The sequence below is a fragment of the Lysobacter sp. BMK333-48F3 genome (genome assembly GCF_019733395.1).
Taxonomy (GTDB): Bacteria; Pseudomonadota; Gammaproteobacteria; order Xanthomonadales; family Xanthomonadaceae; genus Lysobacter.
This window is the reverse complement of the sequence record NZ_JAIHOO010000001.1, coordinates 2844010-2867447: the sequence shown is the minus strand read 5'-3', so window position 1 is coordinate 2867447 and position 23438 is coordinate 2844010. Positions and strand designations below refer to the sequence as shown.

The following is a 23438-nucleotide window of genomic DNA, read 5'->3' as shown; positions in this document are numbered from 1 at the left end:
AATGGCGTGGGGGATTTGCTCTGGCTTTGGCTTTGCGTTTCGACAAAGCCAAAGCAAATCCCCCCCCTTTTTCAAAGGGGGGAACAGCACGGACAGCGAAACGGGGAAGGCTAACGCAGGCCGTTGGCCTGATCGTGCAGGCCGCTGGCGTCTTCTTCCAGCGACAGGCCCTTGACCAGCACCGCGGCCTGGGTGCGCGAGTGGCAGCCGAGTTTGCGCAGGATCGCGGTGACGTGGATCTTGACCGTGTTCTCGGCCAGCGACAGTTCGTAGGCGATCTGCTTGTTGAGCAGGCCGTCGGCCAGGCGCATCAGCACCCGCAACTGCTGCGGGGTCAGCTGGGCCAGGCGGTCGGCGAGCTGGGCGTCGCCTTCGTCGCGTTCGGCCTGCAGCGGCGGGAACCAGACTTTGCCGGCCAGCACCGCGGTCACCGCTTCGCCGAGCACGCTGGCCGGGGCCGACTTGGGCACGAAGCCGGACGCGCCGAACTGCTGCGCGCGGCGGATCGTGCGCGGGTGTTCGTTGGAGGAGATGATCACCACCGGCAGCTCCGGACGCTGGCCGCGCGCGAACACCAGCGAGGAGAAGCCCATCGCGCCCGGCATCATCAGGTCGAGCATGGCCAGGTCGAAGGCCTCGCCGCCGGCGATCGCCGCTTCCAGCGCGCTCTGGCTGGCGACCTCGACGATCCCGGCGCCCGGCAGCACCTCGCCCAGCGCGTGCCGCAGCGCCGCCCGGAACATCGGATGGTCGTCGGCGATCAACAGGCGCAGCGCGTCGCTCATGGGCGGTCCCGGGCGCTCCCGGCAGGCGGAGCGGAACCGATGCTACACGCTCCGGCCGGTTCGCGGCGGCGCAGTGTTCCATGCCGCCGGCGCGGGCGGCGGCGGAAACGAAACGGGGCGGCCGAAGCCGCCCCGTTGCGGGTCTTGCATGAAGCCGCGGATCAGCCCAGCAGGTGGGCGACGCCGGCGCGCTCTTCTTCCAGCTCGGCCAGGGTCTTGTCCATCGCGGCGCGGCTGAACGCGTCGACGTCCAGGCCTTCGATGCGGGTGTACTCGCCGTTGGCGCAGGTCACCGGCACGCCGTACATCACCCCGACCGGAATGCCGTAGCTGCCGTCGGACGGCACGCCCATGGTCACCCAGTCGCCGTTGGTGCCCAGGGCCCAGTCGCGCATGTGGTCGATGGCGGCGTTGGCGGCCGACGCGGCCGAGGACAGGCCGCGCGCTTCGATGATCGCCGCGCCGCGCTTGCCGACCACCGGGATGAAGGTGTTGGCGTTCCAGTCGGCGTCGTTGATCTTGTCCTTCAGCGACTGGCCGCCGACGGTGGCGAAGCGGTAGTCCGGGTACATGGTCGGGCTGTGATTGCCCCACACCACCATGTTCTTGATTTCGGCGACGGCGACGCCGGCCTTGGCGGCCAGCTGCGACAGCGCGCGGTTATGGTCCAGGCGCAGCATCGCGGTGAAGTTCTTGGCCGGCAGGTCCGGCGCCGACTTCATGGCGATGTAGGCGTTGGTGTTGGCCGGGTTGCCGACCACCAGCACCTTGACGTTGCGCGAGGCGACGTCGTTCAGGGCCTTGCCCTGCACGGTGAAGATCTCGGCATTCTTCAGCAGCAGGTCCTTGCGCTCCATGCCCGGGCCGCGCGGCATCGCGCCGACCAGCAGGGCGTAGTCGGCGTCCTTGAACGCGACCTTGGGATCGTCGGTGCCGACCATGCCGGCCAGCAGCGGGAAGGCGCAGTCTTCCAGCTCCATCATCACGCCCTTGAGCGCGGCCTGGGCCTTCTCCAGCGGCAGTTCCAGCATCTGCAGGATGACCGGCTGGTCCTTGCCGAGCATTTCGCCGGAAGCGATGCGGAACAGCAGGGCATAGCCGATCTGGCCGGCAGCACCGGTGACGGCAACGCGGACGGGAGTCTTCATGGGGTGTTTCCTTCGCTATTGGATCGCAGATGGGATCGCAGGTTGAACGGATGCGGGCGCGCGGCCCGCGAACGGGGGGACGAAGCGGCCGCGCTTACAGGCGGTAGCCCAGCGGCTCCAGCCGCTGCTTGATCTCGTCCATGTTGTAGCCGTAGACAATGTCCTGGCCGACGATGGTCACCGGCACGCCGCGCGCGCCGACCGCGCTCATCGCGCGCTGGCCCTCGGCGGTGTCGATGTCGATGATGCGGTAGCGCACATCGGCCAGCTCGAAGTCCTTGCGCAGCTTCTCGCAGTAGCCGCACCACTCCGCGGCGAGCATGACGATGCGCTTGTCGCCGGTGCTGCGGCGCGGATCGTCCGGCAGCAGTTCGGCCGGGCGCGAGGAGAACAGCCCGGCCAGGCTGCCGGACTTGAGCGCCTTGGCGCCGCCGATGCCGACGGCGGCCGCCAGAGCGATCCAGAGCACGGTGGTTACACGCATGGGCTTCCTTTCTCCGGATCGTCTGGGGTGGCCTGGAAGTTCTTGCCGGGCTCAGGCGAGCTCGGCGAAGAATTCCTGGAAGCGCTGCAGGCCCGGGGCCAGCTGCGGGGTCGGACAGGTGTAGCTGATGCGCAGCGCGCGCGTCTCGCCGAACGCCGAGCCCGGCACGCAGGCCACGCCCTTGGTTTCCAGCAGCGCGTTGCACAGGTCCATGTCGTTGCCGATCTTCAGGCCGCTGGGCTGGTGGGTCTTGCCGAACGCGACGCTGATGTCGGGGAACACGTAGAACGCGCCCTGCGGACGCGGGCAGATCACGCCCGGGATGGCGTTCATCACCGCCATGACCTGGTCGCGCTTGGCCTGGAACTCGGCGCACTTCTGGGTCGGCACGTCCTGCGGGCCGGCCAGCGCGGCCACCGCGGCGGCGGTGACGATCTCCGGCACGTTGGTGATGTGGTTGGAGTTCATCGTGGTCACGGCCTGGGCGACCGACTCCGGCCCGGCCATGAAGCCCACGCGCCAACCCGGCATGCCGTAGGTCTTGGACAGCGAGTCGATGAAGATCACCCGGTCGCGCAATTCCGGACGGGCGTGGACGAAGTTGTGGTAGCCCAGGCCGTCGAACACCATCCGGTTGTAGATGTCGTCGGTGATGATCCAGGTGTCCGGATACTTGGCCACGACGTCGGCCAGCGCGTCGATTTCTTCCTTCCCGTAGACCATGCCGGTCGGGTTGGACGGGTTGTTGAACAAGAACACCTTGGGCTTCTTCGCCAGCGCGGCGTCGAGCTGCTCCGGGGTGAGCTTGTAGTCCTGCGAAGCCGGGCACGGCAGCAGGTCGATCTTGGCGTTGACGATCTCGGCGATGTCGAGATAGCTGGTCCAGTACGGGGTCGGGAACGCGATCGTGTCGCCTTCGTCGAGCAGCGCTTCGGCGATGTTGTAGATCACATGCTTGGCGCCGATGCCGGTGGCGCAGTTGACCCGGCCGTAGCCGGTCAGGCCGATCTTGCCCATGTGCTCGATGAAGGCATCCAGCAGCGCGTCGGCGCCGCGGTTGCTGCCGTACTGGCCGCTGTCTTTGGCGAGCGCTTCGCGCACCGCGGCGTAGACGTGCTCGCCGGGCAGGAAGTTGGGAACGCCGATCGAGAAGCTGATGATGTCGCGGCCTTCGGCCTTGAGCCGCTTGGCCTTTTCGGCAACCTGCATGATCGCGCTGGGCTTGGCGCGACCGATGCGCCGGGCGAGCTGGGGCATCGTAAAAACCTCGTGGGGTCGGGTACGTCGGGAACGTGCGGGAGAGGTGCGCGACGGGGTTCCCGAAGGCTGCGAAACCGCCGGATCGAGCCGCAAAATGGTAGCACAGCGCCCGCCCCGGGCCGTGCGGCGCGATGCGCGCGCGGCGCCGTGCGGACGCGTGCGGAACAAGGCGGATCCGTGCGGCGATGGCCGGACCGGTGGCCGATGCGCGGCCGGGCGCGTGCGTGTGCCGGTCGTGGCGGGCGGATCGGCGGGCGCCGGCGCACCCAGGCCGGAACCGGGGATCCCGGACGGCCGCAGGGCGCGAGGCTGCGCTGGCACGGCGCGCTCGGTCGCGGCCACGGGCGCCCGCAAACGCGAACGGCCCGGGATCGCTCCCGGGCCGTTCGCAGCTACGGCGATGCTTCGGCGCGAGCGATCAGGCCGACAGGATCTTGTTCCACTCGGCGACGCGGTCGGCCTTGGCGGCCAGCGCGGCGGCGGCATCGCCCTCGATCTTGACCGACTTGATCTTGTCGCCCTGCTTGACCGCGTCGACCACGTCCAGGCCTTCCAGGACCTTGCCGAACACGGTGTGCTTGCCGTCCAGCCAGTCGCAGACGATGTGGGTGATGAAGAACTGGCTGCCGTTGGTGCCCGGGCCGGCGTTGGCCATCGACAGCACGCCGCGCTGATGGGTCAGGCCGTTGCGGGTCTCGTCCTCGAAGCGGTAGCCCGGGCCGCCGGTGCCGGTGCCCTGCGGGCAGCCGCCCTGGATCATGAAGTTGGGGATGACGCGGTGGAAGTTCAGGCCGTCGTAGAAGCCGCGCTGGGCCAGGTTGACGAAGTTGGCGACGGTCAGCGGCGCCTTGTCGGCGGCGAGTTCGACGCGGATGGTGCCGCGGTCGGTGTCGAAATTGGCGATCAGGCTCATGGTCCGGGCTCGGTTCGGTGAGGGAGCCGCATAGCATACCCGCATGCCGGGGCCGGGCCGGTTCGGGCCATGGCCGGACCTGGATCCGGCGGGCGGCAGGTCGGGCGGCCAGGCTCGGGTCGGTCGGCTCGGCGGCGAACGCTGCGCCGACCAGGCCGCGCGCGCCCGGCGCGCCGGCGCGCTGGCTCCAAGTGCGCTGGCTCCGAAATCGCAGGATCAAGAGCAAATCCCACACGCCAATGCGGCCATGAACAGGCCTCCAGCTGGCGCATGGCGCCGCCCCCCCCCCCGCCCCACCGAAACCACCCGAAAGAGCCCCCTTTCGGTTGCCGATTCGGCCGCATTGAGCGGGCGGTCACCGTTGCTGGCTATAATGATCGGCTACCTTCCTCAGCTATAGCGCCTCGCGGCGTCCCCTCGCATGTCCATCGAACGCCTGCGCAATATCGCCATCGTCGCCCACGTCGACCATGGCAAGACCACCCTCGTCGACTGCCTGTTGAAGCAGTCGGGCACCCTGTCCGAACGCACGGTGCTGGCCGAGCGCGCGATGGACAGCAACGACCAGGAAAAGGAACGCGGCATCACCATCCTGGCCAAGAACACCGCCATCACCTGGCAGGGCAACCGGATCAACATCGTCGACACCCCGGGCCACGCCGACTTCGGCGGCGAGGTCGAGCGCGTGCTGTCGATGGTCGACTCGGTGCTGATCCTGGTCGACGCGATGGACGGCCCGATGCCGCAGACCCGCTTCGTCACCCAGAAGGCCTTCGCGATGGGCTTCAAGCCGATCGTGGTGGTCAACAAGATCGACCGCCCGGGCGCGCGTCCGGACTGGGTCATCGACCAGGTGTTCGACCTGTTCGACAAGCTCGGCGCCACCAACGAGCAGCTCGACTTCCCGATCGTCTACGCCTCGGCGCTGCACGGTTACGCCAGCCTCGACGACGCCGCGCGCTCGGGCGACATGACCCCGCTGTACGAAGCGATCATGAAGCACGTCGCGCCGCCGCAGGTGGACGAGGACGGCCCGTTCCAGATGCGCATCAGCCAGCTGGACTACAGCAACTTCGTCGGCCTGATCGGCATCGGCCGCATCCAGCGCGGCAAGGTCAAGAAGAACATGCCGGTCAGCGTCATCGACCGCGAAGGCAAGAAGCGCCAGGGCAAGATCGTGCAGGTGCTGGGCTTCATGGGCCTGGAGCGCATCGAGACCGAGGAAGCCGGCGCCGGCGACATCGTCGCCATCGCCGGTGTCACCGACCTGTCGATCTCCGACACCGTGTGCGCGCTCGACGCGCCGGAAGCGCTGCCCGCGCTGACTGTCGACGAGCCGACCATCAGCATGACCTTCCAGGTCAACAACTCGCCGTTCGCCGGCCACAAGGAATACAGCGGCGGCAAGTTCCTCACCAGCCGCCAGCTGCGCGAGCGCCTGGAGCGCGAGACCCTGCACAACGTCGCGCTGAAGGTCGAGGAAGGCTCCGACCCGGACAAGTTCCTGGTCTCCGGCCGCGGCGAGCTGCATCTGTCGGTGCTGATCGAGAACATGCGCCGCGAAGGCTTCGAACTGGCCGTGTCGCGCCCGGAAGTGATCATCAAGGAAATCGACGGCCAGCTGATGGAGCCGATCGAGCAGCTGGTGGTCGACATCGAAGAGCAGCACCAGGGCGGCGTGATGGAGAAGCTGGGCATCCGCAAGGCCCAGCTGAAGAACATGGAGCCCGACGGCAAGGGCCGCGTGCGCCTGGACTACGAGATCCCGGCGCGCGGCCTGATCGGCTTCCAGAACGAGTTCCGCACCCTGACCCAAGGCTCGGGCCTGCTGTTCCACGTGTTCGACCATTACGGCCCGAAGGAAACCGGCGCGATCGCCAAGCGCCTGAACGGCGTGATGATCGCCAACGCGCCGGGCGCCACGCCGGCCTATGCGCTGGGACCGCTGGAAGAGCGCGGCCGCCTGTTCGCCGCCGAAGGCGACAACGTGTACGAAGGCCAGCTGATCGGCATCCACTCCAAGGACAACGATCTGACCGTCAACGCGATCAAGACCAAGCCGCTGACCAACATGCGCGCTTCGGGCAAGGACGACGCGATCAAGCTGACCCCGGCCATCAAGTACACCCTGGAACAGGCGCTGGACTTCATCGAGGACGACGAGCTGGTCGAAGTCACCCCGAAGGAAATCCGCCTGCGCAAGAAGTTCCTCACCGAAAGCGACCGCAAGCGCGCTTCGCGCGCCGCCTGATGCGCCGCCGCGGCGGCCCGCTTGAAGCTCGCCGCCGCATCCCCATGTCCTTGCTCTCCCGCTCGCCGGGAGAGGCAAGGCGTCCGACGCGGGCCGCGCCCGCGTTGCGGTCCTCGCCCCGTTCGCGCCCTCTCCGCGCCCTGAGGATCACCGCCCGCATGCGTCTCCTGGTTCCGACCGGCCCGATCCGGGCCCACCGCCGCGCCGCGCGATGAACGCGTCCCCTGGCTACGACCCCGCGCCCACGGCGCACCGCGGCCTGCACGCGATCGCCGCGCTGGAAGCGGCCAAGGGCGTGCTGGCGCTGTCGGCGGCCAGCGGCCTGGAACTGCTCGGCCCGGCGCCGCTGCAGCGCTGGATCGAAGAATTGATCGCACGCTTCCACCTGGATCCCGCGCACGGCGCGGTGGCCTGGCTGGCGCGCGGCATCGACCCGGACTCGGTGCACCTGGCCGCGGCGATCGCGCTCGCTTACGGCCTGCTGCGCCTGCTCGAGGCCTGGGGCCTGTGGAAGGCGCGCGCCTGGGCCTCGTGGCTGGGCTGCATCGGCGCCGCGCTGTACCTGCCGGTCGACCTGTACGCGCTGTGGCGTCATCCGGGCTGGCTGTCGGTGGCGGTGTTGGCGATCAACGTGATCGTGGTCTGGGTTCTCGCCCGCGATCTGGCCAAACGGCGTCGCTGAGCGCGCCGCGACCGCCGTCTGCGCCCGCTCGCCGGGCCGCGATTCGGCCGCCAATCACAGGCGCGGCCGCGGGCCGCGGTGTATCGTCGGCAAGTCGCGGCCGACCCGCCGCGACCGTCCCACTCCCCAACGAGGAACGCTCATGAAGACCTGGTCCAAGCCTCAGATCCGCGAGATCTCGGTCGGCTGCGAAATCAATTCGTACTCGTCCGGCGATCTGTTCTGAGCATGTCCGCTTCCGCCGCCGCGACGCGCGCGAGGCCCGGTGCCGATGCGGGCCGGCGATGATGCGCATCGTCGTGCTCGGAGCGGCGGCCGGAGGCGGCTATCCGCAGTGGAACTGCAACACCCCCGGTAGCCGCCAGGCCTGGCGCCAGGCGCCGGGGCATAAGCGCCGCACCCAGGCCAGCGTGGCGGTCAGCGCCGACGGCGAACGCTGGCTGCTGATCAACGCCTCGCCGGATTTCCGCCAGCAAGTGCTGGCCGCGCCGCAGCTGTGGCCGCGCCAGGGCCTGCGCCATTCGCCGATCGAGGCGGTGCTGCTGAGCAGCGGCGAGATCGACCACATCGCCGGCCTGCTGTCGATGCGCGAACGCCAGCGCTTCGACCTGTGGGCCAGCGCGCGCGTACACCAACTGCTGCGCGACAACCCGATCTTCGACGCGCTGGACCCGGCCTACGTGCGCCGCCGCGCGCTGGCGCTGGACGCGCCGAAGGACATCGACGGGCTCGAGGCTCCGCTCGGCCTGCGCGTGACCGCCTTCGCCGTGCCTGGCAAGGTGCCCTTGTTCATGGAGTCGCGGGTCGAGGACCTGGCCGGCGACGCCGAACACACCCTGGGCCTGGAAATCGACGACGGCCGCGAGCGTTGCTATTACATTCCCGGCTGCGCGGCGATGACCGACGCCCTGCGCGAACGCGTGCGCGGCGCCGCGCTGGTGTTCTTCGACGGCACCGTCTGGCACGACGACGAACTGATCCGCGCCGGCGTCGGCAGCAAGACCGGCGCGCGCATGGGCCACATGAGCGTGGCCGGCGAGCACGGCACCCTGGCCGCGTTCGCCGGGCTGGCGGTCGCGCGCAAGGTGTTCGTGCACCTCAATACCACCAATCCCCTGCTCGACGAGGCCTCGCCGGAGCGCGCCCACGCCGGCGCGCAGGGCTGGGAAGTCGCCGAGGACGGCATGGAGATCCAGCTGTGAACGCCCGCCCCGCCCCGTCGCCGCTCGACCCGGCCGGCGCTCGCACCGATGCCGACGCCGCGCGCGCGCTGAGCGCGGCCGAACTGGAAGCGCGGCTGCGCGCGATCGGCGCCGAGCGCTACCACGACCAGCACCCCTTCCACGCCCTGCTCCACGGCGGCCGCCTCGACCGCGGCCAGGTCCAGGCCTGGGCGCTGAACCGCTACGAGTACCAGCGCTGCATTCCGCTCAAGGACGCGGCCCTGTTGGCCCGGATCGAAGACCCGCAACTGCGCCGGGTCTGGCGCCAGCGCATCGTCGACCACGACGGCGACGGCCCCGACGAGGGCGGCATCGCCCGCTGGCTGCGCCTGACCGATGCGCTGGGCCTGGACCGCGAACTGGTCGAGTCCGGGCGCGGGCTGCTGCCGGCGACCCGTTTCGCCGCCCAGGCCTATATCCAGTTCGTGCGCGAGCGCAGCCTGCTGGAGGCGATCGCCTCCTCGCTGACCGAGCTGTTCGCGCCGACCATCATCGGCCAACGCGTCGCCGGCATGCTGGCCAACTACGACTTCGTGTCCAAGCAGGCGCTGGCCTATTTCGACTCGCGCCTGCACCAAGCGCCGCAGGACGCCGACTTCGCCCTCGACTACGTGCTGCGCCACGCCCGCAGCCGCGAGCAGCAGGATGCGGTCTGCGCCGCGCTGCGTTTCAAGTGCGAGGTGCTGTGGTCGATGCTCGACGCGCTGCATTTCGCCTACGTCGAACCGCGCCTGCCGCCGCCGGGCGCGTTCGTGCCGGATCGGACCAGATCGGGCGCGTCCCCGTCGGAGCCGGGCGCATGAGCGCGACGCCGCAATCGCCGGCGCCGGACGCGGTGCCGCGCTTCCCGCCCGGGGTGCGCCTGCAGCACGACCGCGCGCGCGATCAGTGGGTGCTGCTGGCGCCCGAGCGGGTGGTCGAGCTCGACGAGATCGCCCACGCCGTGCTCGCCCGCGTCGACGGCGCGACCCGCGTCGACGCGATCGTCGCCGCGCTGGCCGCCGAGTACGGCGCCGAACCGGGCGAAGTCGCCGCCGACGTCGGCGAGCTGTTCGCGACCCTGCTCGAACGCCGCCTGCTGGCCCTGGCGCCGACGACATGAACGCCGTGCCGCTGGCGCCCGACGCGATCGCGCGACGCGCGCCGGTGCCGCCGCTGGCGGTGCTGCTGGAGCTCACCCATCGCTGCCCGCTGGCCTGCCCTTACTGCTCCAACCCGCTGCGCCTGGTCGGCCCGCGCGAGGAACTGGCCACCGCCGACTGGCTGCGCGTGCTCGACCAAGCCGCCGAACTAGGCGCGCTGCAGGTGCATTTCTCCGGCGGCGAACCGACCCTGCGCAAGGATCTGGCCGAACTGGTCGCGCGCGCCCGCGCGCTGGGCCTGTACGCCAATCTGATCACCTCCGGCATCGGCCTGGACCGCGCGCGCCTGCAGGCCCTGCAGCAGGCCGGCCTCGACCATCTGCAACTGAGCCTGCAGGACAGCGAGCCGACCGGCGCCGACCGCATCGCCGGCTACCAGGGCGCGCACCGACGCAAGCTCGCCCTGGCGCAGTGGTGCCGCGAACTGGATCTGCCGCTGACCCTCAACGCGGTGATCCACCGCCACAACGCCGGACGCGTCGCGGCGATGATCGAGCTGGCGCTGGAACTCGGCGCCGGCCGGCTGGAAGTCGCCCACACCCAGTACTACGGCTGGGGCCTGCGCAACCGCGCCGCGCTGATGCCGAGCCGCGAACAGCTCGAGGCCGCGACCGCCGCGGTCGAGGCCGCGCGCGAACGCCTGCGCGGGCGGCTGATCATCGATTACGTCACCCCCGACTACTACGCGCGCCGGCCCAAGGCCTGCATGGGCGGCTGGGCGCAGCGCTTCGTCAACGTCAGCCCGGAAGGCAAGGTGCTGCCCTGCCATGCCGCCGAAACCATCGACGGCCTGCATTTCGACTCGGTGCGCGAACGCAGCCTGGGCGAGATCTGGCGCGAGTCGGAGGCGTTCGCGCGCTTCCGCGGCACCGACTGGATGCCCGAACCCTGCCGCGGCTGCGAGCATCGCGAACGCGACTGGGGCGGTTGCCGCTGCCAGGCCCTGGCGCTGAGCGGCCGCGCCGACACCCTCGACCCGGTCTGCGAGCGTTCGCCCGACCACGCCCGGGTGCGCGCGCTGGCCGAACGCGAAGCGCAGGCCCCGGCGCCGCCGTTCGTCTATCGTCGCCCGTTGCGCGCGGCGCCGGGCGGCGCCGAGCCGGGCGACAGCGCGACCTGAGCGCGACCGGCCCGGCTGCGGGCATACTCGGTCGAGCCATCGCAGGGGGAATGCCATGTCCGCTCCGTCCGCCGTCCTGCGCTACCGCGCCTTGGCGCTGGCATCGGCCCTGGCCCTGGCCGCGTGCGCCGGCGCGCCGCCGGCGGCGCAGCGCCCCGCCGCCGCGGACGCGCCCGCCGGCCGCCTGCCCGCCGATCCGCAGCGCATCGTCGAAGCCGACCTGGCCACCCTGGCCGCGCGCATGGCCGGCGGCGATCTCAGCAGCGCGCGCCTGACCGAGGCCTACCTGGCCCGCATCGCCGCGCTCGACGACGCCGGCCCGCGCCTCAACGCGGTGATCGAACTCAACCCGCAGGCGCTGGCCGAGGCGCGCGCGCTGGATGCCGAACGCAAGGCCGGGCGCGTGCGCGGGCCGCTGCACGGCATCCCGGTGTTGCTCAAGGACAATATCGACGCGCGGCCGATGGCCAACTCGGCCGGCTCGCTGGCCCTGGCCGAGCACCGGCCGAACCAGGACGCGCCGCTGGTCGTCGCGCTGCGTGCGGCCGGCGCGGTGATCCTGGGCAAGACCAACCTCAGCGAGTGGGCCAATTTCCGCTCCACCCGCTCGACCTCCGGCTGGAGCGCGCGCGGCGGCCTCACCCGCAACCCTTACGCGCTGGACCGCAGCGCCTGCGGTTCCAGCAGCGGCACCGGCGCTGCGATCGCCGCCAGCCTGGCCGCGGTCGGGGTCGGCACCGAAACCGACGGCAGCATCCTGTGCCCCTCGGCGATGAACGGCCTGGTCGGCTTCAAGCCCAGCGTCGGCCTGGTCAGCCGCGCCGGCATCATCCCGATCTCGCACAGCCAGGACAGCGCCGGACCGATGGCGCGCAGCGTCGCCGACGCGGCGCAGCTGCTCAACGTCCTGGCCGCGGCCGAAGCGGGAAGCGACAGCGCCGCCCGTGCCGCCGCCGGCAAGCGCGCGCAGGACTACCTCGCCGCGCTCGACGCCGACGCCCTGCGCGGCGCGCGCCTGGGCCTGCTGCGCGACCACGGCGTGCGCCCCCACCCCGACCAGGACGCGGCGCTGCAACGCGCGCTGCAGGCGATGCGCGAGGCCGGCGCGACCGTGGTCGAGGTGCGCCTGCCGACCCAGGGCAAGTGGGAGGCGGCCGAGTTCGAAGTGCTGTTGTACGAATTCAAGGACGGCCTGCAGCGTTATCTGCGCGACAGCGACGCGCCGTTCAAGACGCTGGACGAACTGATCGCGTTCAACCGCGCCCAGGCCGCGCGCGAGCTGCCGTTCTTCGGCCAGGAGCTGTTCGAGCAGGCGGCGAAGAAAGGCCCGCTGAGCGAGCCGGCCTACCGCAAGGCCGCCGCCCGCGCGCGCCAGCTCGCCGGCGCGCAAGGCATCGACGCGGCGCTCAAGAAACACCGCCTGGACGCGCTGATCGCCCCGGCCACCACGCCGGCGTTCATGGCCGACCCGGTCAACGGCGACGCCTTCGGCGGCGCCAGCTGGGGCGCCGCCGCGGTCGCCGGCTACCCCAGCCTGAGCGTGCCGATGGGCGAAGCGCAGGGCCTGCCGGTCGGCCTGGCCTTCATCGGCCCGCGCTGGAGCGACGCGCGCCTGCTCTCGCTCGGCTACGCCTTCGAACAAGCCACCCGCGCGCGGCGCGCGCCACGCTATCCGGCGAGCGTGAATCCCTGAGGCGAGAGCCGAAGAGCAAATCCCCCTGCCCGGCCAGCGGGCCCTACGAAGCAACGCCTTCCATGCCGCCGGCATCGCCCCTTGCGCAGCGGCACCTTCAACATCGCCCCCTTTGCCAAAGGGGGCGATGTTGAAGGTGCCGCTGCGCAGGGACGATGCGGACGGCGTGGAAGGCGTCGCTTCGTAGGGAGCGACCCGACGGATCGATGCAGAAGGCGTCGCCTCGGCCGAGAGAGCGGCGGCGCGGGGGATTTGCTTCTGCTCGGTTCAAGACGAGAGCCAAAGCAAATCCCCCTACCCCCCCTTTTTCAAAGGGGGGAAAGGCAAATGCGAGTGCGGGAAACGACGGCGCACCGCTCTCTTCGGCCGAGGCGACGCCTTCTGCATCGATCCGTCGGGTCGCTCCCTACGAAGCGACGCCTTCCACGCCGTCCGCATCGTCCCTGCGCAGCGGCACCTTCAACATCGCCCCCTTTAGCAAAGGGGGCGCGCGCCTTGCGTCGTTGCATACGAGCGAGAGAGCGGCGGCGCGGGGGATTTGCTTTTGCTCGCTTCAGGGCAAGGCCAAAGCAAATCCCCCCTACCCGTCCGGCCAGCAGGCATAGCCTGCTGGCGTTCGATCGTGCGCGAACCTGCGGTTCGCAAGCGCACGCTCTCACCCTTTTTCAAAGGGGGAACAGCAACGGCTACAGAGAGATGAACCGTAAAAGCCGGCCGAGTGGTGCGCTGACTCAAGTCCTGACGAAGATCTCGACGCGCCGGTTGAGCTGGCGGCCGGCCGGGTCGTCCTGGCCGGCGACCTCGTTGGGCGCCACCGGCTGGGTTTCGCCATATCCCTTCGCCGCGGCGTCCGCGGCGGCGCCGCGCTGCTGCAGCGCGCCGACCACAGAGCGGGCGCGCCGCTCCGACAAAGCCTGGTTGTAGTCGTCGGCGCCCTTGGAATCGGTGTGGCCACGAATCTCCAGGCCGGTGGTCTTGACCCTGGCCAACGCCTTCGCCAGCGCATCCAGCACTTCCGCCGCATCGGCGCGGATGTCGGACTTGTCGAAGTCGAATAGCACCCGATCGCTCAAGGTGATCACGTAGCCGCAGGGCGCGCCCGGCAACGAGAACTTCGCCAGCGGCGGAAACTTGCCGGCCGGGGCCAACTTCGGCAGCGGCGCCATCTTCACCTTGCGGCCCGGCGTACCGACGGTGCCGGTGCCGTCGCCGTGGTTGCGCACCATCTCGTCGGGACCGTTCCAGGTGCCGGAGCCGTCCTTGTTCACCACCACCAGGCCGAGCGGGCCGTTCCAGCTGCCGCTGCCGTCGCCGTTGTTGCGGATCTGGTTGTGCTCGTCGTTCCAGCTGCCGCCGCCCTTGCCGTCGAGCGCGATCTGGCCGGCCGGGCCGGTGTAGCTCCCCGAACCGTCCGCTTTCACCTCGACGATCGGACCGCGGGCCGGGCCGTCTTCGTCGTCCTCCTCGTCGCCGGACGGCGCCTTGCCCGAGGAAGCGTTGATCGAACCGCTGCCGTCGGCGTTGACCACGATCTGGCCGCCTTCGTAGTTGGCGCTGCCGCTGCCGTCGGCGCCGAGCTGGAACGCGCCCTGGCCGCTGTTGCGGGTCCAGCGCCCTTGCGCGTCCACGCTGGTCAGGCCGCCGTCGGCCAGCAGCTGGCCGCCGGAGTCGCAACGCGCCGGCTTGACGCTGATCCCGGCCACCGGATCGAGCACGTCCTGGATCGAGCTCTCCAGCGCGCGTTGCGCGGGCGAGACGCCGACGATGTCGGGCACGACGATGGCGGGAATCACCGGGAACTGCGGCACGGCCTGCGCCTCGTCGCCGTCCTCGGCTTCGGTCTCGGTCTCGGCCGCCGCGGCGGCATCGCCGCGATCGGCCGCGCTTTCGGCGGCGGGCGCCGCCGCATCGTCGCTGCCGGCTCCGCCGCAGGCCGCGAGTGCGGCGCAGGCCAACAGGCAGGACGTCATCATCGCAAACCGTCGCATCGCGTTCCTCCATGGAAAGACGCGCATCATAGACGCCCCTCGCGACGCACGACGGCGCGCTTGCGACGCAAGCCGCGCCAACCGCGACGAAGGTCCGCAAAACCGCCGCGAACCGACGACACCTCGTCCCTGCGCGCCGCTACGACGGCCCGGTCCCGCCCACTCGCGCCTTGTTCAAGAACCCGCCCCGCACACGATCGCGCGCACCCGCTCCCACCAATCCCGAATCCCGCCCCAAAAAAAAGCCCGCCGAACGGCGGGCTCTTCTTGGGGCGAGGATCCCGGCCTTACGCCGGCGCCGCGATCTGCGCCTGCTTGCGCACGATCAGCATCGCCACTTCCAGCGCCTGCTCGTAGTTCAGGCGCGGATCGACGGTGGAACGGTAGGCGCGTTCCAGATCGCTCTCGGTCAGCTCGCGCGCGCCGCCCAGGCACTCGGTGACGTCCTCGCCGGTCAGCTCCAGGTGCACGCCGCCCAGGCGCGTACCGGCCGCGGCGTGCAGCTCGAACGCGGTTTCGATCTCGGCCCGGATGTTGCGGAAGCGGCGGGTCTTGTAGCCGTTGCTGGTGCTCTCGGTGTTGCCGTGCATCGGGTCGCAGACCCACAGCACGCGGCGGCCGTCGCGGCGCATCGCATCGAGCAGGGTCGGCAGCTTGTCGGCGATCTGGCTGGCGCCCATGCGGTGGATGAAGGTCAGGCGGCCCGGCTCGTCGTCCGGATTGAGCAGGTCGACGGTGCGCAGCAACTGGTCCGGGGTCACCGACGGGCCGACCTTGAGCGCGATCGGATTGCGGATGCCGCGGAAGTATTCGGCATGGGCGCCGTCGACCGCCGCGGTGCGCATGCCGATCCACGGGTAATGGGTGCTGAGGTTGAACCAGCCCCAATGGCGCGGCACCTGCCGGGTCAGCGACTCCTCGTACGGCAGCAACAGGGCTTCGTGCGAGGTGTAGAAGTCGACCCGGTTGAGGTTGTGCACTTCCGAACCCGACAGGGTCTCCATGAAGCGCACCGCGTCGCCGATCGCATTGACCATGCGCCGGTATTCGTCGGCCAGCGGCGAGTGGCCGACCCAGCTCAGGTTCCAGTACTCGGGGTGGTGCAGGTCGGCGAAGCCGCCGTCGATCAGCGCGCGGACGAAGTTCATCGTCATCGCCGAACGCGCATGCGCCTTGATCATGCGCCGCGGGTCGGGCTTGCGCGCGGTCTCGTTGAAAGCCGGGCCGTTGACCATGTCGCCGCGGTAGCTCGGCAGGGTCACCCCGTCGATGGTTTCGGTGTCGGCCGAACGCGGCTTGGCGTACTGGCCGGCGAACCGGCCCACCCGCACCACCGGCTTGCGCATGCCGTGCACCAGCACCAGGCTCATCTGCAGCAGCACCTTGAGCCGGTTGGAGATCACGTCCGAGCTGCACTGGTCGAAGCTCTCGGCGCAATCCCCGCCCTGCAGCAAAAATCGCTTGCCCTCCTGCGCCTCGGCCAGTTGCTGCTTCAGCGACAGGATTTCCCAGGAGGTCACCAGCGGCGGCAGATGGCGCAGTTCCTGCAGGGCGCTGTCCAACTCGGCCGCGTCCGGATAGTTCGGCAACTGCAGTGCGGTGCGCTCGCGCCAGGAGGTCGGGCTCCAGTCGGCGGGCAGATTGACGGCACGGAGGTTGCTGCGATCGGAGGCGCTCATTTCCTTGGTTCCGGTTGGACTTGCGAGAGAGGGAGGGGTCGGGGTGGATGGAAGGGTGGCAGCGAAACGGGTGACGCTATATCCGGGTCAACGGCCGCGGAACGCGGCATAGGCCGCCCACAACGCGAGCACGATGAAACAGATCAGGCTCCAGGCCGGCATCGCCAGGCCGAGGAAGCTCCAGTCGACGGCGGCGCATTCGCCCGAGCCGGTCATGACTTTGCGGATCACCCCGGCGATCGGCATCGCCTCGAGCATGTAGTCCAGGCCCGGGCCACAGGCCGGGACCTGGTCCGGCGGCAGGTGCTGCAGGCGGACGTGGTTGCCGGCCACGGCGATGCCGCCGAGCGAGGCCAGCAAGGCCAGCACGCCGTAGGCGCGGCGGCCGCCTGGCTTGCGCGGGCCGTGGATCGCGCCGAGCAGGAACACCAGGCCCAGGGCGAAGAAGCCCACGCGCTGGAAGATGCACAGCGGGCACGGTTCCAGGTGCTGGTAGAGCTGGAGGTAGAAGGCATAGCCCAGCAGCCCGGCACAGGCCAGGAAACCGAGCAGAAACTGGACGCGGAAGGAGGCTTTGAAAGGGTTCATGTACACACCATACGGGTCGGGGTCGGGTCGTGCCAATGTCCGATCGGCATCAGTCGGGGCAACGCTGTGTCGCGCCGCAGCCCAGATGGACTGCGCCAGCGGCGCGAAAGTTGCCGCCCTGCGACGATTGGTCCTGCGACCCGAAACCGCGGACCGAAGCGGCCCGCTACTGCCTTCCCGAGAACCTCCTGCGTGCGTGGCTACGACCATACCGGCTCGCGACGTTTACTGCGGTAACCGTTGCCGGCGTAACCGTCGCCGGAAAGCAAAAACCCCGACCTTTCGGCCGGGGTTCTCGCTCGCAAGGACCCCGACCGTCGCCCGGCCGAGACCCAGTGTGCTGGCTGTTCGTCGCGCCGGATGCGGCGCGGACGGTATTACTCGGCCGCCGCTTCCGGACGGTCCACCAGCTCGACATAGGCCATCGGCGCGTTGTCGCCGGCGCGGAAACCGCACTTGAGGATGCGCAGGTAGCCGCCCGGACGGCTCGCGTAGCGCGGGCCCAGGGTGGTGAACAGGGTGCCGACGGCTTCCTTGTCGCGCAGGCGCGAGAAGGCCAGGCGGCGGTTGGCGACGCCGTCCTGCTTGGCCAGGGTGATCAGCGGCTCGGCGACGCGGCGCAGTTCCTTGGCCTTGGGCAGGGTGGTGCGGATCAGGCCGTGCTTGATCAGCGAGGCCGCCATGTTGGTGAACATGGCATCGCGGTGGGCGCTGGTGCGGCTGAACTTACGACCGGCTTTCTGGTGGCGCATGACTGTGGTTCCTGATGAATGTTGGGACGGTTGGACTTCGCTGTCGCCATCCAGGCGTTGGAGCATTGGACTGCGGATGGTCCGAACCGGCCTTCCTTGACCGGCGGGCCGCGGACTTGGGTCCGTCGGCGGTGGTGCTTGTTGCGGTGTTACTGAGGCAGGGAGTCCACGCTTCGGGTTACTCCGGCGTGGACTCCTGTCGTTCCCCGGCCCGGCGCAGCGCGCCGGGCGTTCGCCCCGGCCGCGCGGCGGTGCCGCGCAGCGAGGCCGGGACTCACCCCATCATCCCGTGCGAAGCGATGCCGGCCGGCGGCCAGTTCTCGAGCTTCATGCCGAGGGACAGGCCGCGCTGAGCCAGCACTTCCTTGATCTCGGTGAGCGACTTCTTGCCCAGGTTCGGGGTCTTGAGCAGTTCGACTTCGGTCTTCTGGATCAGATCGCCGACGTAGTAGATGCTCTCGGCCTTGAGGCAGTTGGCCGAACGCACGGTCAGCTCGAGGTCGTCGATCGGACGCAGCAGGATCGGGTCGATGCCGCTGGTGGCCGGCTTCTGCGCACCGCGGTCGCGGTGGGTGAAGTCGCCGAACACCGACAGCTGGTCGGTGAGGATGTCGGCGGCGGTGCGCACGGCTTCCTCGGCGTCGATCGTGCCGTTGGTTTCGATGTCCAGCACCAGCTTGTCGAGGTCGGTGCGCTGTTCGACGCGCGCGGCTTCGACGGCGTAGGCGACGCGACGGACCGGCGAGAAGCTGGCGTCCAGCATCAGGCGGCCGATGGCGCGGGTTTCTTCGTCCGGACGGCGACGCGCAGCGGCCGGCTGGTAGCCGAAGCCGCGCTCGATCTTCAGACGCATGTTGATCGCCGTGTCCTTGGTCAGGTGGCAGATCACATGGTCGGTGTTGAGGATTTCGACGTTGTGGTCGGTCTTGATGTCGCCGGCGGTGACGATGCCGGGGCCCTGCTTGGCCAGCGACAGCGTCGAGGACTCGCCGGTGTGCATGCGGATGGCGACGTCCTTCAGGTTCAGCAGAACCTCGAGCACGTCCTCTTCCAGACCTTCGACCGTGGTGTACTCGTGCAGCACGCCGTCGATTTCGACCTCGGTGATGGCGAAACCCGGGATCGAAGACAGCAGCACGCGGCGCAGCGCGTTGCCCAGCGTGTGGCCGTAGCCGCGCTCCAACGGTTCGATCACGACTTTCGCGCGATTGCCGTTGAGGCGTTCGATCTGCGGACCACGCGGGCGCAGTACCTGGTTGGCGGTAACCGTCATGTTTCGGTGTCTCCAATGACCTCCGCCGGGGGGCGACGGAAGGCTTTAGCTCTTGGAGCCCCCTCGGTTCGAGGGAGCGGCCGGCGCGTATGCCGCGCCGACCTGGGTTGCCGGCGGAGGCGGTGCCGTTGCGGAACCGCCTGCGCCCTGCACTATTACTTGCTGTACAACTCGACGATCAGCGCTTCGTTGATGTCGGCCGGCAGGTCCGCGCGATCCGGGACAGCCTTGAACACGCCGCTGAACTTCTTGCTGTCGACTTCGACCCACGACGGCGACAGGTCCATCTGCGAGGAGACGGTCAGCGACTCCTGCACGCGCAGCTGCTTCTGGGCGCGTTCGGAAAGGGCGATCGCGTCGCCGGCCTTGACCTGGTACGACGGCAGGTTGACCGACTTGCCGTTGACCGTGACGCCGCGGTGCGAGACCAGCTGGCGGGCGGCCGGACGGGTGACGGCGAAGCCCATGCGGTAGACGACGTTGTCCAGACGGGTTTCCAGCAACTGCAGCAGGTTCTCGCCGGTGTTGCCCTTCTTGGTCGAGGCCTTCTTGTAGTAGTTGCGGAACTGACGTTCCAGCAGACCGTAGATACGCTTGACCTTCTGCTTTTCGCGCAGCTGGGTGGCGTAGTCGGACAGCTTGCCCTTGCGGGCGGTCGGGCCATGCTGGCCGGGCTTCTGCTCGAGCTTGCACTTCGAGTCGAGCGCGCGCGCGGACGACTTCAGGCCGAGGTCGGCGCCTTCGCGACGGGCGAGCTTACAGGTGGGGCCAATATAACGAGCCATGGTTCTTCAGCTCCTCAGACGCGACGCTTCTTCGGCGGACGGCACCCGTTGTGCGGGATCGGCGTCACGTCGATGATGTTGATGATCTTGTAACCGACGTTGTTCAGCGAACGAACGGCGGACTCACGACCCGGGCCCGGGCCCTTGATGCGGACTTCCAGCGACTTGACGCCGTAGTCGAGCGCAGCACGGCCGGCCTTTTCGGCGGCGACCTGGGCGGCGAACGGGGTGGACTTGCGCGAACCGCGGAAACCCGCGCCGCCCGAAGTCGCCCACGACAGCGCGTTGCCCTGGCGGTCGGTGATCGTGATGATGGTGTTGTTGAAAGAAGCGTGGACGTGGGCGATGCCGTCGGTGACGACTCGCTTGATCTTCTTCTTGGTCTTGGCAGCTGCCGGCTTGGCCATGGTCTAGGTCCCCTTACTTCTTGATGGCCTTGCGCGGACCCTTACGGGTACGGGCATTGGTCCGGGTACGCTGACCGCGCAGCGGCAGGCCGCGACGGTGACGCAGGCCGCGGTAGCAGCCCAGGTCCATCAGACGCTTGATGGCGATGCCGATTTCGCGGCGAAGGTCGCCTTCGACCACGAACTTGCCGACTTCGGCGCGCAGACGCTCGACTTCCGGCTCGGACAGGTCACGGATCTTGGTCGTCGAGGTCACACCTGCGGTTTCGCAGATCTGCTTCGAACGGGTACGGCCGATGCCGTAGATGCTTTGCAGCCCGACCCAGACATGCTTCTGGGCAGGCAAATTGACGCCCGCAATACGCGCCATAACGCGATCTCCAACTGGTTTGGCGGCCAGGACGGATTAATCCTGGCGGAGTGAACTGGAAATTGTATCTAGGTCTCGGGTTAATAGGAAGCCCCGCGGCACCAGAGGTGCCACGGAACTCCGGCATGGGGAGTGTGCCCATGCTCCGGCGACGAGTCTGAACTGGCTGAACGAGGCGATGCCCTGCCCCCTCAGCCCCGCGCGCTACTCTGGCGCGCGAACCGGTCCTGACTCACCCGCGCGCGAGACCGCCGCGCGAGCCGCCCTTCAAGTTCGCTTTCTTCAACAGGCTTTCGTACTGATGCGACATCAGATGAGCCTGGATTTGAGCGATGAAATCCATCACCACGACCACCACGATCAGCAGCGAAGTGCCGCCGAAGTAGAACGAGGTGCCCAGTTGGGTACGCATGACCTCCGGCAGGAGGCAGACGATCACCAGGTAAATCGCGCCGGCCGCGGTCAAGCGGGTCAGCACGCCGTCAACGTAATCCGCCGTCGCCTTGCCCGGGCGGATGCCCGGAATCAGCGCGCCCGACTTCTTGAGGTTGTCGGCGGTTTCCTGCGAGTTGAACACCAGCGCCGTGTAGAAGAACGCGAAGCCGATGATCAGACCAGCATACAGGATCATGTGCACGGGTTCACCCGGATTCAGCCACTGGCTGAGCCGCTGGAGGAACCCGGAGAAGCCGCTGCCGCTGTTGTTCTGGGCGAACCAGGTCGCGGCGGTGGCGGGGAACATGACGATGCTGGAGGCGAAGATCGCCGGGATCACGCCCGCCATGTTGAGCTTCAGCGGCAGGAACGACGCCTGGTTCATGTAGGCGTTGCGCCCGCCCTGGCGCCGGGCGTAATTGACCGTGATCCGGCGCTGGCCGCGTTCGACGAACACCACCAGGTAGGTGAAACCGACCACCAGCAGGACCACGGCGATGGCCGCGATCGCGCTCATGTCGCCGTTGCGGATCTGCTCGAACATCTGCAGCAGCGCGGCGGGCAGGCCCGCGACGATACCGGCGAAGATGATCAGCGAAACGCCGTTGCCGACGCCGCGCTCGGTGATCTGCTCGCCCAGCCACATCAGGAACATGGTGCCGGCGGTCAGCGCGATCACCGCGGTCAGGATGAAGCCCATGCCCGGCGCGTACACCACCGGAACGCCGTTGGGCGCCATGCTGGACTGCAGGCCGGCGGCGATGCCCCAGGCCTGGAACACCGCCAGCGGAATCGCGCCCATCCGCGACCACTGGTTGATCTTGCGCCGGCCCGACTCGCCTTCCTTCTGGATGGCCTTCAGGCTGGGCACGATCTGCACCAGCAGCTGGACGATGATCGACGCCGAGATGTACGGCATCACGTTCAGCGCGAACAGGCTGAAGCGATGCAGGGCGCCGCCCGAGAACATGTTGAACATGTCCACGATCGTGCCCTGCTTGGTCGACATGAATTCGACCATCGCCTGAGGGTTGACGCCCGGCACCGGGATGTAGCTGCCGATGCGGTAGACGATCAAAGCGCCGATCACGAACAGCAAACGTTGACGCAGCTCGGTGAACTTACCGAGCCCGCCACCGAGGCCAGCCATCGCGTTGCCGCTCCGCGCCATGCGTCGTTTACTCCTCGACCTTGCCGCCGGCCGCTTCGACGGCGGCCTTGGCGCCGGCCGTAGCCAGCACGCCCTTGAGCACGAACTTCTTGGTCAGCTCGCCCTTCTTGACGATCTTGGCCTGCTTGGCCGTGCTCGGAACGAGCTTGGCGGCCTTGAGGGCGGCAAAATCGATCTCGCCGGCTTCGAGCTTGTCCAGCTGGTACAGCAGCACTTCGGCCGTGTCGTTCTTCAGCTTGGAGCGGAAGCCGATCTTCGGCAGGCGGCGCTGCATGGGCATCTGGCCGCCTTCGAAACCGGCCTTGATCTTGCCCTTACCGGCGCGCGCGAACGAACCCTTGTGACCGCGACCGGCGGTCTTGCCCAGGCCCGAACCGATGCCGCGACCGACGCGAGTACGCTCCTGACGAGCGCCGTCGGCCGGCTTGAGAGTGTTGAGACGCATGTTGATTACTCCTCGACCTGGACGAGGTAGTGAACCTTGTTGATCAGGCCGCGCACCTGCGGGCTGTCCTTCAGTTCACGCACATCGTTGAGCTTGTTCAGGCCCAGCGCCTTCACCGACAGGCGGTGACGCGACTGGGTGCCACGCAGACCCTTGACCAGACGCACCCTGACGGTGCCGGTACCGGCTTCGTTCTTAGCCATTGAGGAGATCCTCCACCTTCTTGCCGCGCTTGGCCGCGATCTTGGCCGGCGAGTGCATGTCGGTCAGGCCCTTGAGCGTGGCGCGCACCAGGTTGATCGGGTTGCGCGAACCCACGGCCTTGGCCAGCACGTTCTTGACGCCGACCGCTTCGAGCACGGCGCGCATCGCGCCGCCGGCGATCACGCCGGTACCTTCCGAAGCCGGCTGCATGAACACGCGAGCGGCGCCGTGGCCGGCCTTGACCGAGTGCCACAGGGTGCCGTTGTTGAGCTCGACGTTGGACATGCTCTTGCGGGCGTATTCCATCGACTTCTGGATCGCGACCGGCACTTCGCGCGCCTTGCCGTAGCCGAAGCCGACCTTGCCGTTGCCGTCGCCCACCACCGTCAGCGCGGTGAAGGTGAACTGGCGACCGCCCTTGACGGTCTTGCTGACGCGGTTGACCGCGATCAGCTTCTCGATCATGCCGTCGTCGATCTCTTCGCGGTTGCGATCGCGATCGCGACCCCGCGGTTCACGTTCGTTAGCCATTGCTATATCTCTGTAGTTGAAAGGATTTGCGGCTTGGCCGCTTATCGTTGTGAGCTGCAGCGGGTGTTTCGCCGTCGGGGCACGAATCCCGGCGGCGCCCGACCCAAGA

At 68.9% G+C, this 23438-nt stretch carries 24 protein-coding genes; 7 read left to right on the top strand and 17 right to left on the bottom strand.

Annotated elements, in window-relative coordinates; translation table 11 throughout:
* Nucleotides 1-110: 110 nt before the first annotated feature.
* The 5 genes from K4L06_RS12220 to K4L06_RS12200 form a co-directional block, all read right to left on the bottom strand.
* Nucleotides 111-785: a response regulator transcription factor gene (locus K4L06_RS12220; RefSeq protein ID WP_221671621.1), complete on the bottom strand. Its 675-nt coding sequence runs from the start codon at nt 783-785 to the stop codon at nt 111-113.
* 161 nt (nt 786-946) lie between these two features.
* Complete coding sequence (locus K4L06_RS12215; protein WP_221671620.1) at nt 947-1933, bottom strand: malate dehydrogenase; 987 nt, start codon at nt 1931-1933, stop codon at nt 947-949.
* Between the two features lie 94 nt (nt 1934-2027).
* The gene (locus K4L06_RS12210; protein WP_221671619.1) at nt 2028-2417 is read right to left on the bottom strand and encodes a glutaredoxin family protein; all 390 of its coding nucleotides are present in this window, start codon (nt 2415-2417) and stop codon (nt 2028-2030) included.
* Nucleotides 2418-2468: 51 nt separating this feature from the next.
* Nucleotides 2469-3674 (bottom strand): aminotransferase class I/II-fold pyridoxal phosphate-dependent enzyme, encoded by a 1206-nt coding sequence (locus tag K4L06_RS12205; protein WP_221671618.1) that lies wholly within the window; start codon nt 3672-3674, stop codon nt 2469-2471.
* A gap of 421 nt (nt 3675-4095) precedes the next feature.
* The gene (locus K4L06_RS12200; RefSeq protein ID WP_221671617.1) at nt 4096-4590 is read right to left on the bottom strand and encodes a peptidylprolyl isomerase; all 495 of its coding nucleotides are present in this window, start codon (nt 4588-4590) and stop codon (nt 4096-4098) included.
* A 421-nt stretch (nt 4591-5011) separates the two neighbouring features.
* Here K4L06_RS12200 and typA point away from each other — a divergent pair, with 421 nt between their 5' ends.
* From typA to K4L06_RS12160, 7 genes are all read left to right on the top strand, one after another.
* A complete protein-coding gene (gene typA, locus K4L06_RS12195; protein WP_221671616.1) occupies nt 5012-6841 on the top strand; it encodes a translational GTPase TypA in 1830 nt (609 codons plus the stop codon).
* Between the two features lie 211 nt (nt 6842-7052).
* On the top strand, nt 7053-7523 hold the full coding sequence (locus K4L06_RS12190) for a DUF2127 domain-containing protein (protein ID WP_221671615.1): 471 nt from the start codon (nt 7053-7055) through the stop codon (nt 7521-7523).
* Between the two features lie 287 nt (nt 7524-7810).
* Nucleotides 7811-8725, top strand: a complete 915-nt coding sequence (gene pqqB / locus K4L06_RS12180) for a pyrroloquinoline quinone biosynthesis protein PqqB (RefSeq protein WP_221673613.1) — start codon at nt 7811-7813, stop codon at nt 8723-8725.
* Between the two features lie 68 nt (nt 8726-8793).
* Nucleotides 8794-9549 (top strand): pyrroloquinoline-quinone synthase PqqC, encoded by a 756-nt coding sequence (gene pqqC, locus K4L06_RS12175; protein ID WP_255595622.1) that lies wholly within the window; start codon nt 8794-8796, stop codon nt 9547-9549.
* Nucleotides 9546-9848, top strand: coding sequence for a pyrroloquinoline quinone biosynthesis peptide chaperone PqqD (pqqD, locus tag K4L06_RS12170; protein WP_221671614.1), 303 nt, complete (start codon nt 9546-9548; stop codon nt 9846-9848). The genes pqqC and pqqD overlap by 4 nt, the downstream gene beginning before the upstream one ends.
* Nucleotides 9845-11008 carry a pyrroloquinoline quinone biosynthesis protein PqqE gene (gene pqqE, locus K4L06_RS12165; RefSeq protein WP_221671613.1) on the top strand — a complete coding sequence of 388 codons (1164 nt, stop codon included), beginning with the start codon at nt 9845-9847 and terminating at the stop codon, nt 11006-11008. The genes pqqD and pqqE overlap by 4 nt, the downstream gene beginning before the upstream one ends.
* 241 nt (nt 11009-11249) lie before the next feature.
* Nucleotides 11250-12701 (top strand): amidase, encoded by a 1452-nt coding sequence (locus tag K4L06_RS12160; RefSeq protein WP_255595621.1) that lies wholly within the window; start codon nt 11250-11252, stop codon nt 12699-12701.
* 731 nt (nt 12702-13432) lie between these two features.
* On the opposite strand, the gene K4L06_RS12155 is transcribed toward K4L06_RS12160, so the two are convergent.
* The 12 genes from K4L06_RS12155 to rpsE all read right to left on the bottom strand — a co-directional run bounded on the left by K4L06_RS12155 (nt 13433) and on the right by rpsE (nt 23329).
* Complete coding sequence (locus K4L06_RS12155) at nt 13433-14671, bottom strand: OmpA family protein (protein WP_255595093.1); 1239 nt, start codon at nt 14669-14671, stop codon at nt 13433-13435.
* A 305-nt stretch (nt 14672-14976) separates the two neighbouring features.
* Nucleotides 14977-16368 (bottom strand): 3-deoxy-7-phosphoheptulonate synthase class II, encoded by a 1392-nt coding sequence (locus K4L06_RS12150; RefSeq protein WP_221671610.1) that lies wholly within the window; start codon nt 16366-16368, stop codon nt 14977-14979.
* A gap of 87 nt (nt 16369-16455) precedes the next feature.
* Nucleotides 16456-16956, bottom strand: a complete 501-nt coding sequence (locus tag K4L06_RS12145; protein WP_221671609.1) for a disulfide bond formation protein B — start codon at nt 16954-16956, stop codon at nt 16456-16458.
* Between the two features lie 377 nt (nt 16957-17333).
* Nucleotides 17334-17708: a 50S ribosomal protein L17 gene (gene rplQ / locus K4L06_RS12140; RefSeq protein ID WP_064747302.1), complete on the bottom strand. Its 375-nt coding sequence runs from the start codon at nt 17706-17708 to the stop codon at nt 17334-17336.
* A gap of 274 nt (nt 17709-17982) precedes the next feature.
* Entirely contained in the window at nt 17983-18981 is a 999-nt protein-coding gene (gene rpoA / locus K4L06_RS12135; protein WP_064747303.1) for a DNA-directed RNA polymerase subunit alpha, read from the bottom strand.
* Between the two features lie 155 nt (nt 18982-19136).
* The gene (gene rpsD / locus K4L06_RS12130; protein WP_036111747.1) at nt 19137-19766 is read right to left on the bottom strand and encodes a 30S ribosomal protein S4; all 630 of its coding nucleotides are present in this window, start codon (nt 19764-19766) and stop codon (nt 19137-19139) included.
* 14 nt (nt 19767-19780) lie between these two features.
* Nucleotides 19781-20173 (bottom strand): 30S ribosomal protein S11, encoded by a 393-nt coding sequence (gene rpsK, locus K4L06_RS12125; protein WP_031373814.1) that lies wholly within the window; start codon nt 20171-20173, stop codon nt 19781-19783.
* Nucleotides 20174-20186: 13 nt separating this feature from the next.
* On the bottom strand, nt 20187-20543 hold the full coding sequence (gene rpsM / locus K4L06_RS12120; RefSeq protein ID WP_064747304.1) for a 30S ribosomal protein S13: 357 nt from the start codon (nt 20541-20543) through the stop codon (nt 20187-20189).
* Between the two features lie 232 nt (nt 20544-20775).
* The gene (secY, locus tag K4L06_RS12115) at nt 20776-22149 is read right to left on the bottom strand and encodes a preprotein translocase subunit SecY (RefSeq protein WP_221671608.1); all 1374 of its coding nucleotides are present in this window, start codon (nt 22147-22149) and stop codon (nt 20776-20778) included.
* A 7-nt stretch (nt 22150-22156) separates the two neighbouring features.
* Nucleotides 22157-22600: a 50S ribosomal protein L15 gene (rplO, locus tag K4L06_RS12110; protein ID WP_221673612.1), complete on the bottom strand. Its 444-nt coding sequence runs from the start codon at nt 22598-22600 to the stop codon at nt 22157-22159.
* Entirely contained in the window at nt 22600-22797 is a 198-nt protein-coding gene (gene rpmD, locus K4L06_RS12105) for a 50S ribosomal protein L30 (RefSeq protein ID WP_221671607.1), read from the bottom strand. The genes rplO and rpmD overlap by 1 nt, the downstream gene beginning before the upstream one ends.
* The gene (gene rpsE / locus K4L06_RS12100; protein ID WP_221671606.1) at nt 22790-23329 is read right to left on the bottom strand and encodes a 30S ribosomal protein S5; all 540 of its coding nucleotides are present in this window, start codon (nt 23327-23329) and stop codon (nt 22790-22792) included. The genes rpmD and rpsE overlap by 8 nt, the downstream gene beginning before the upstream one ends.
* Nucleotides 23330-23438: the final 109 nt, after the last annotated feature.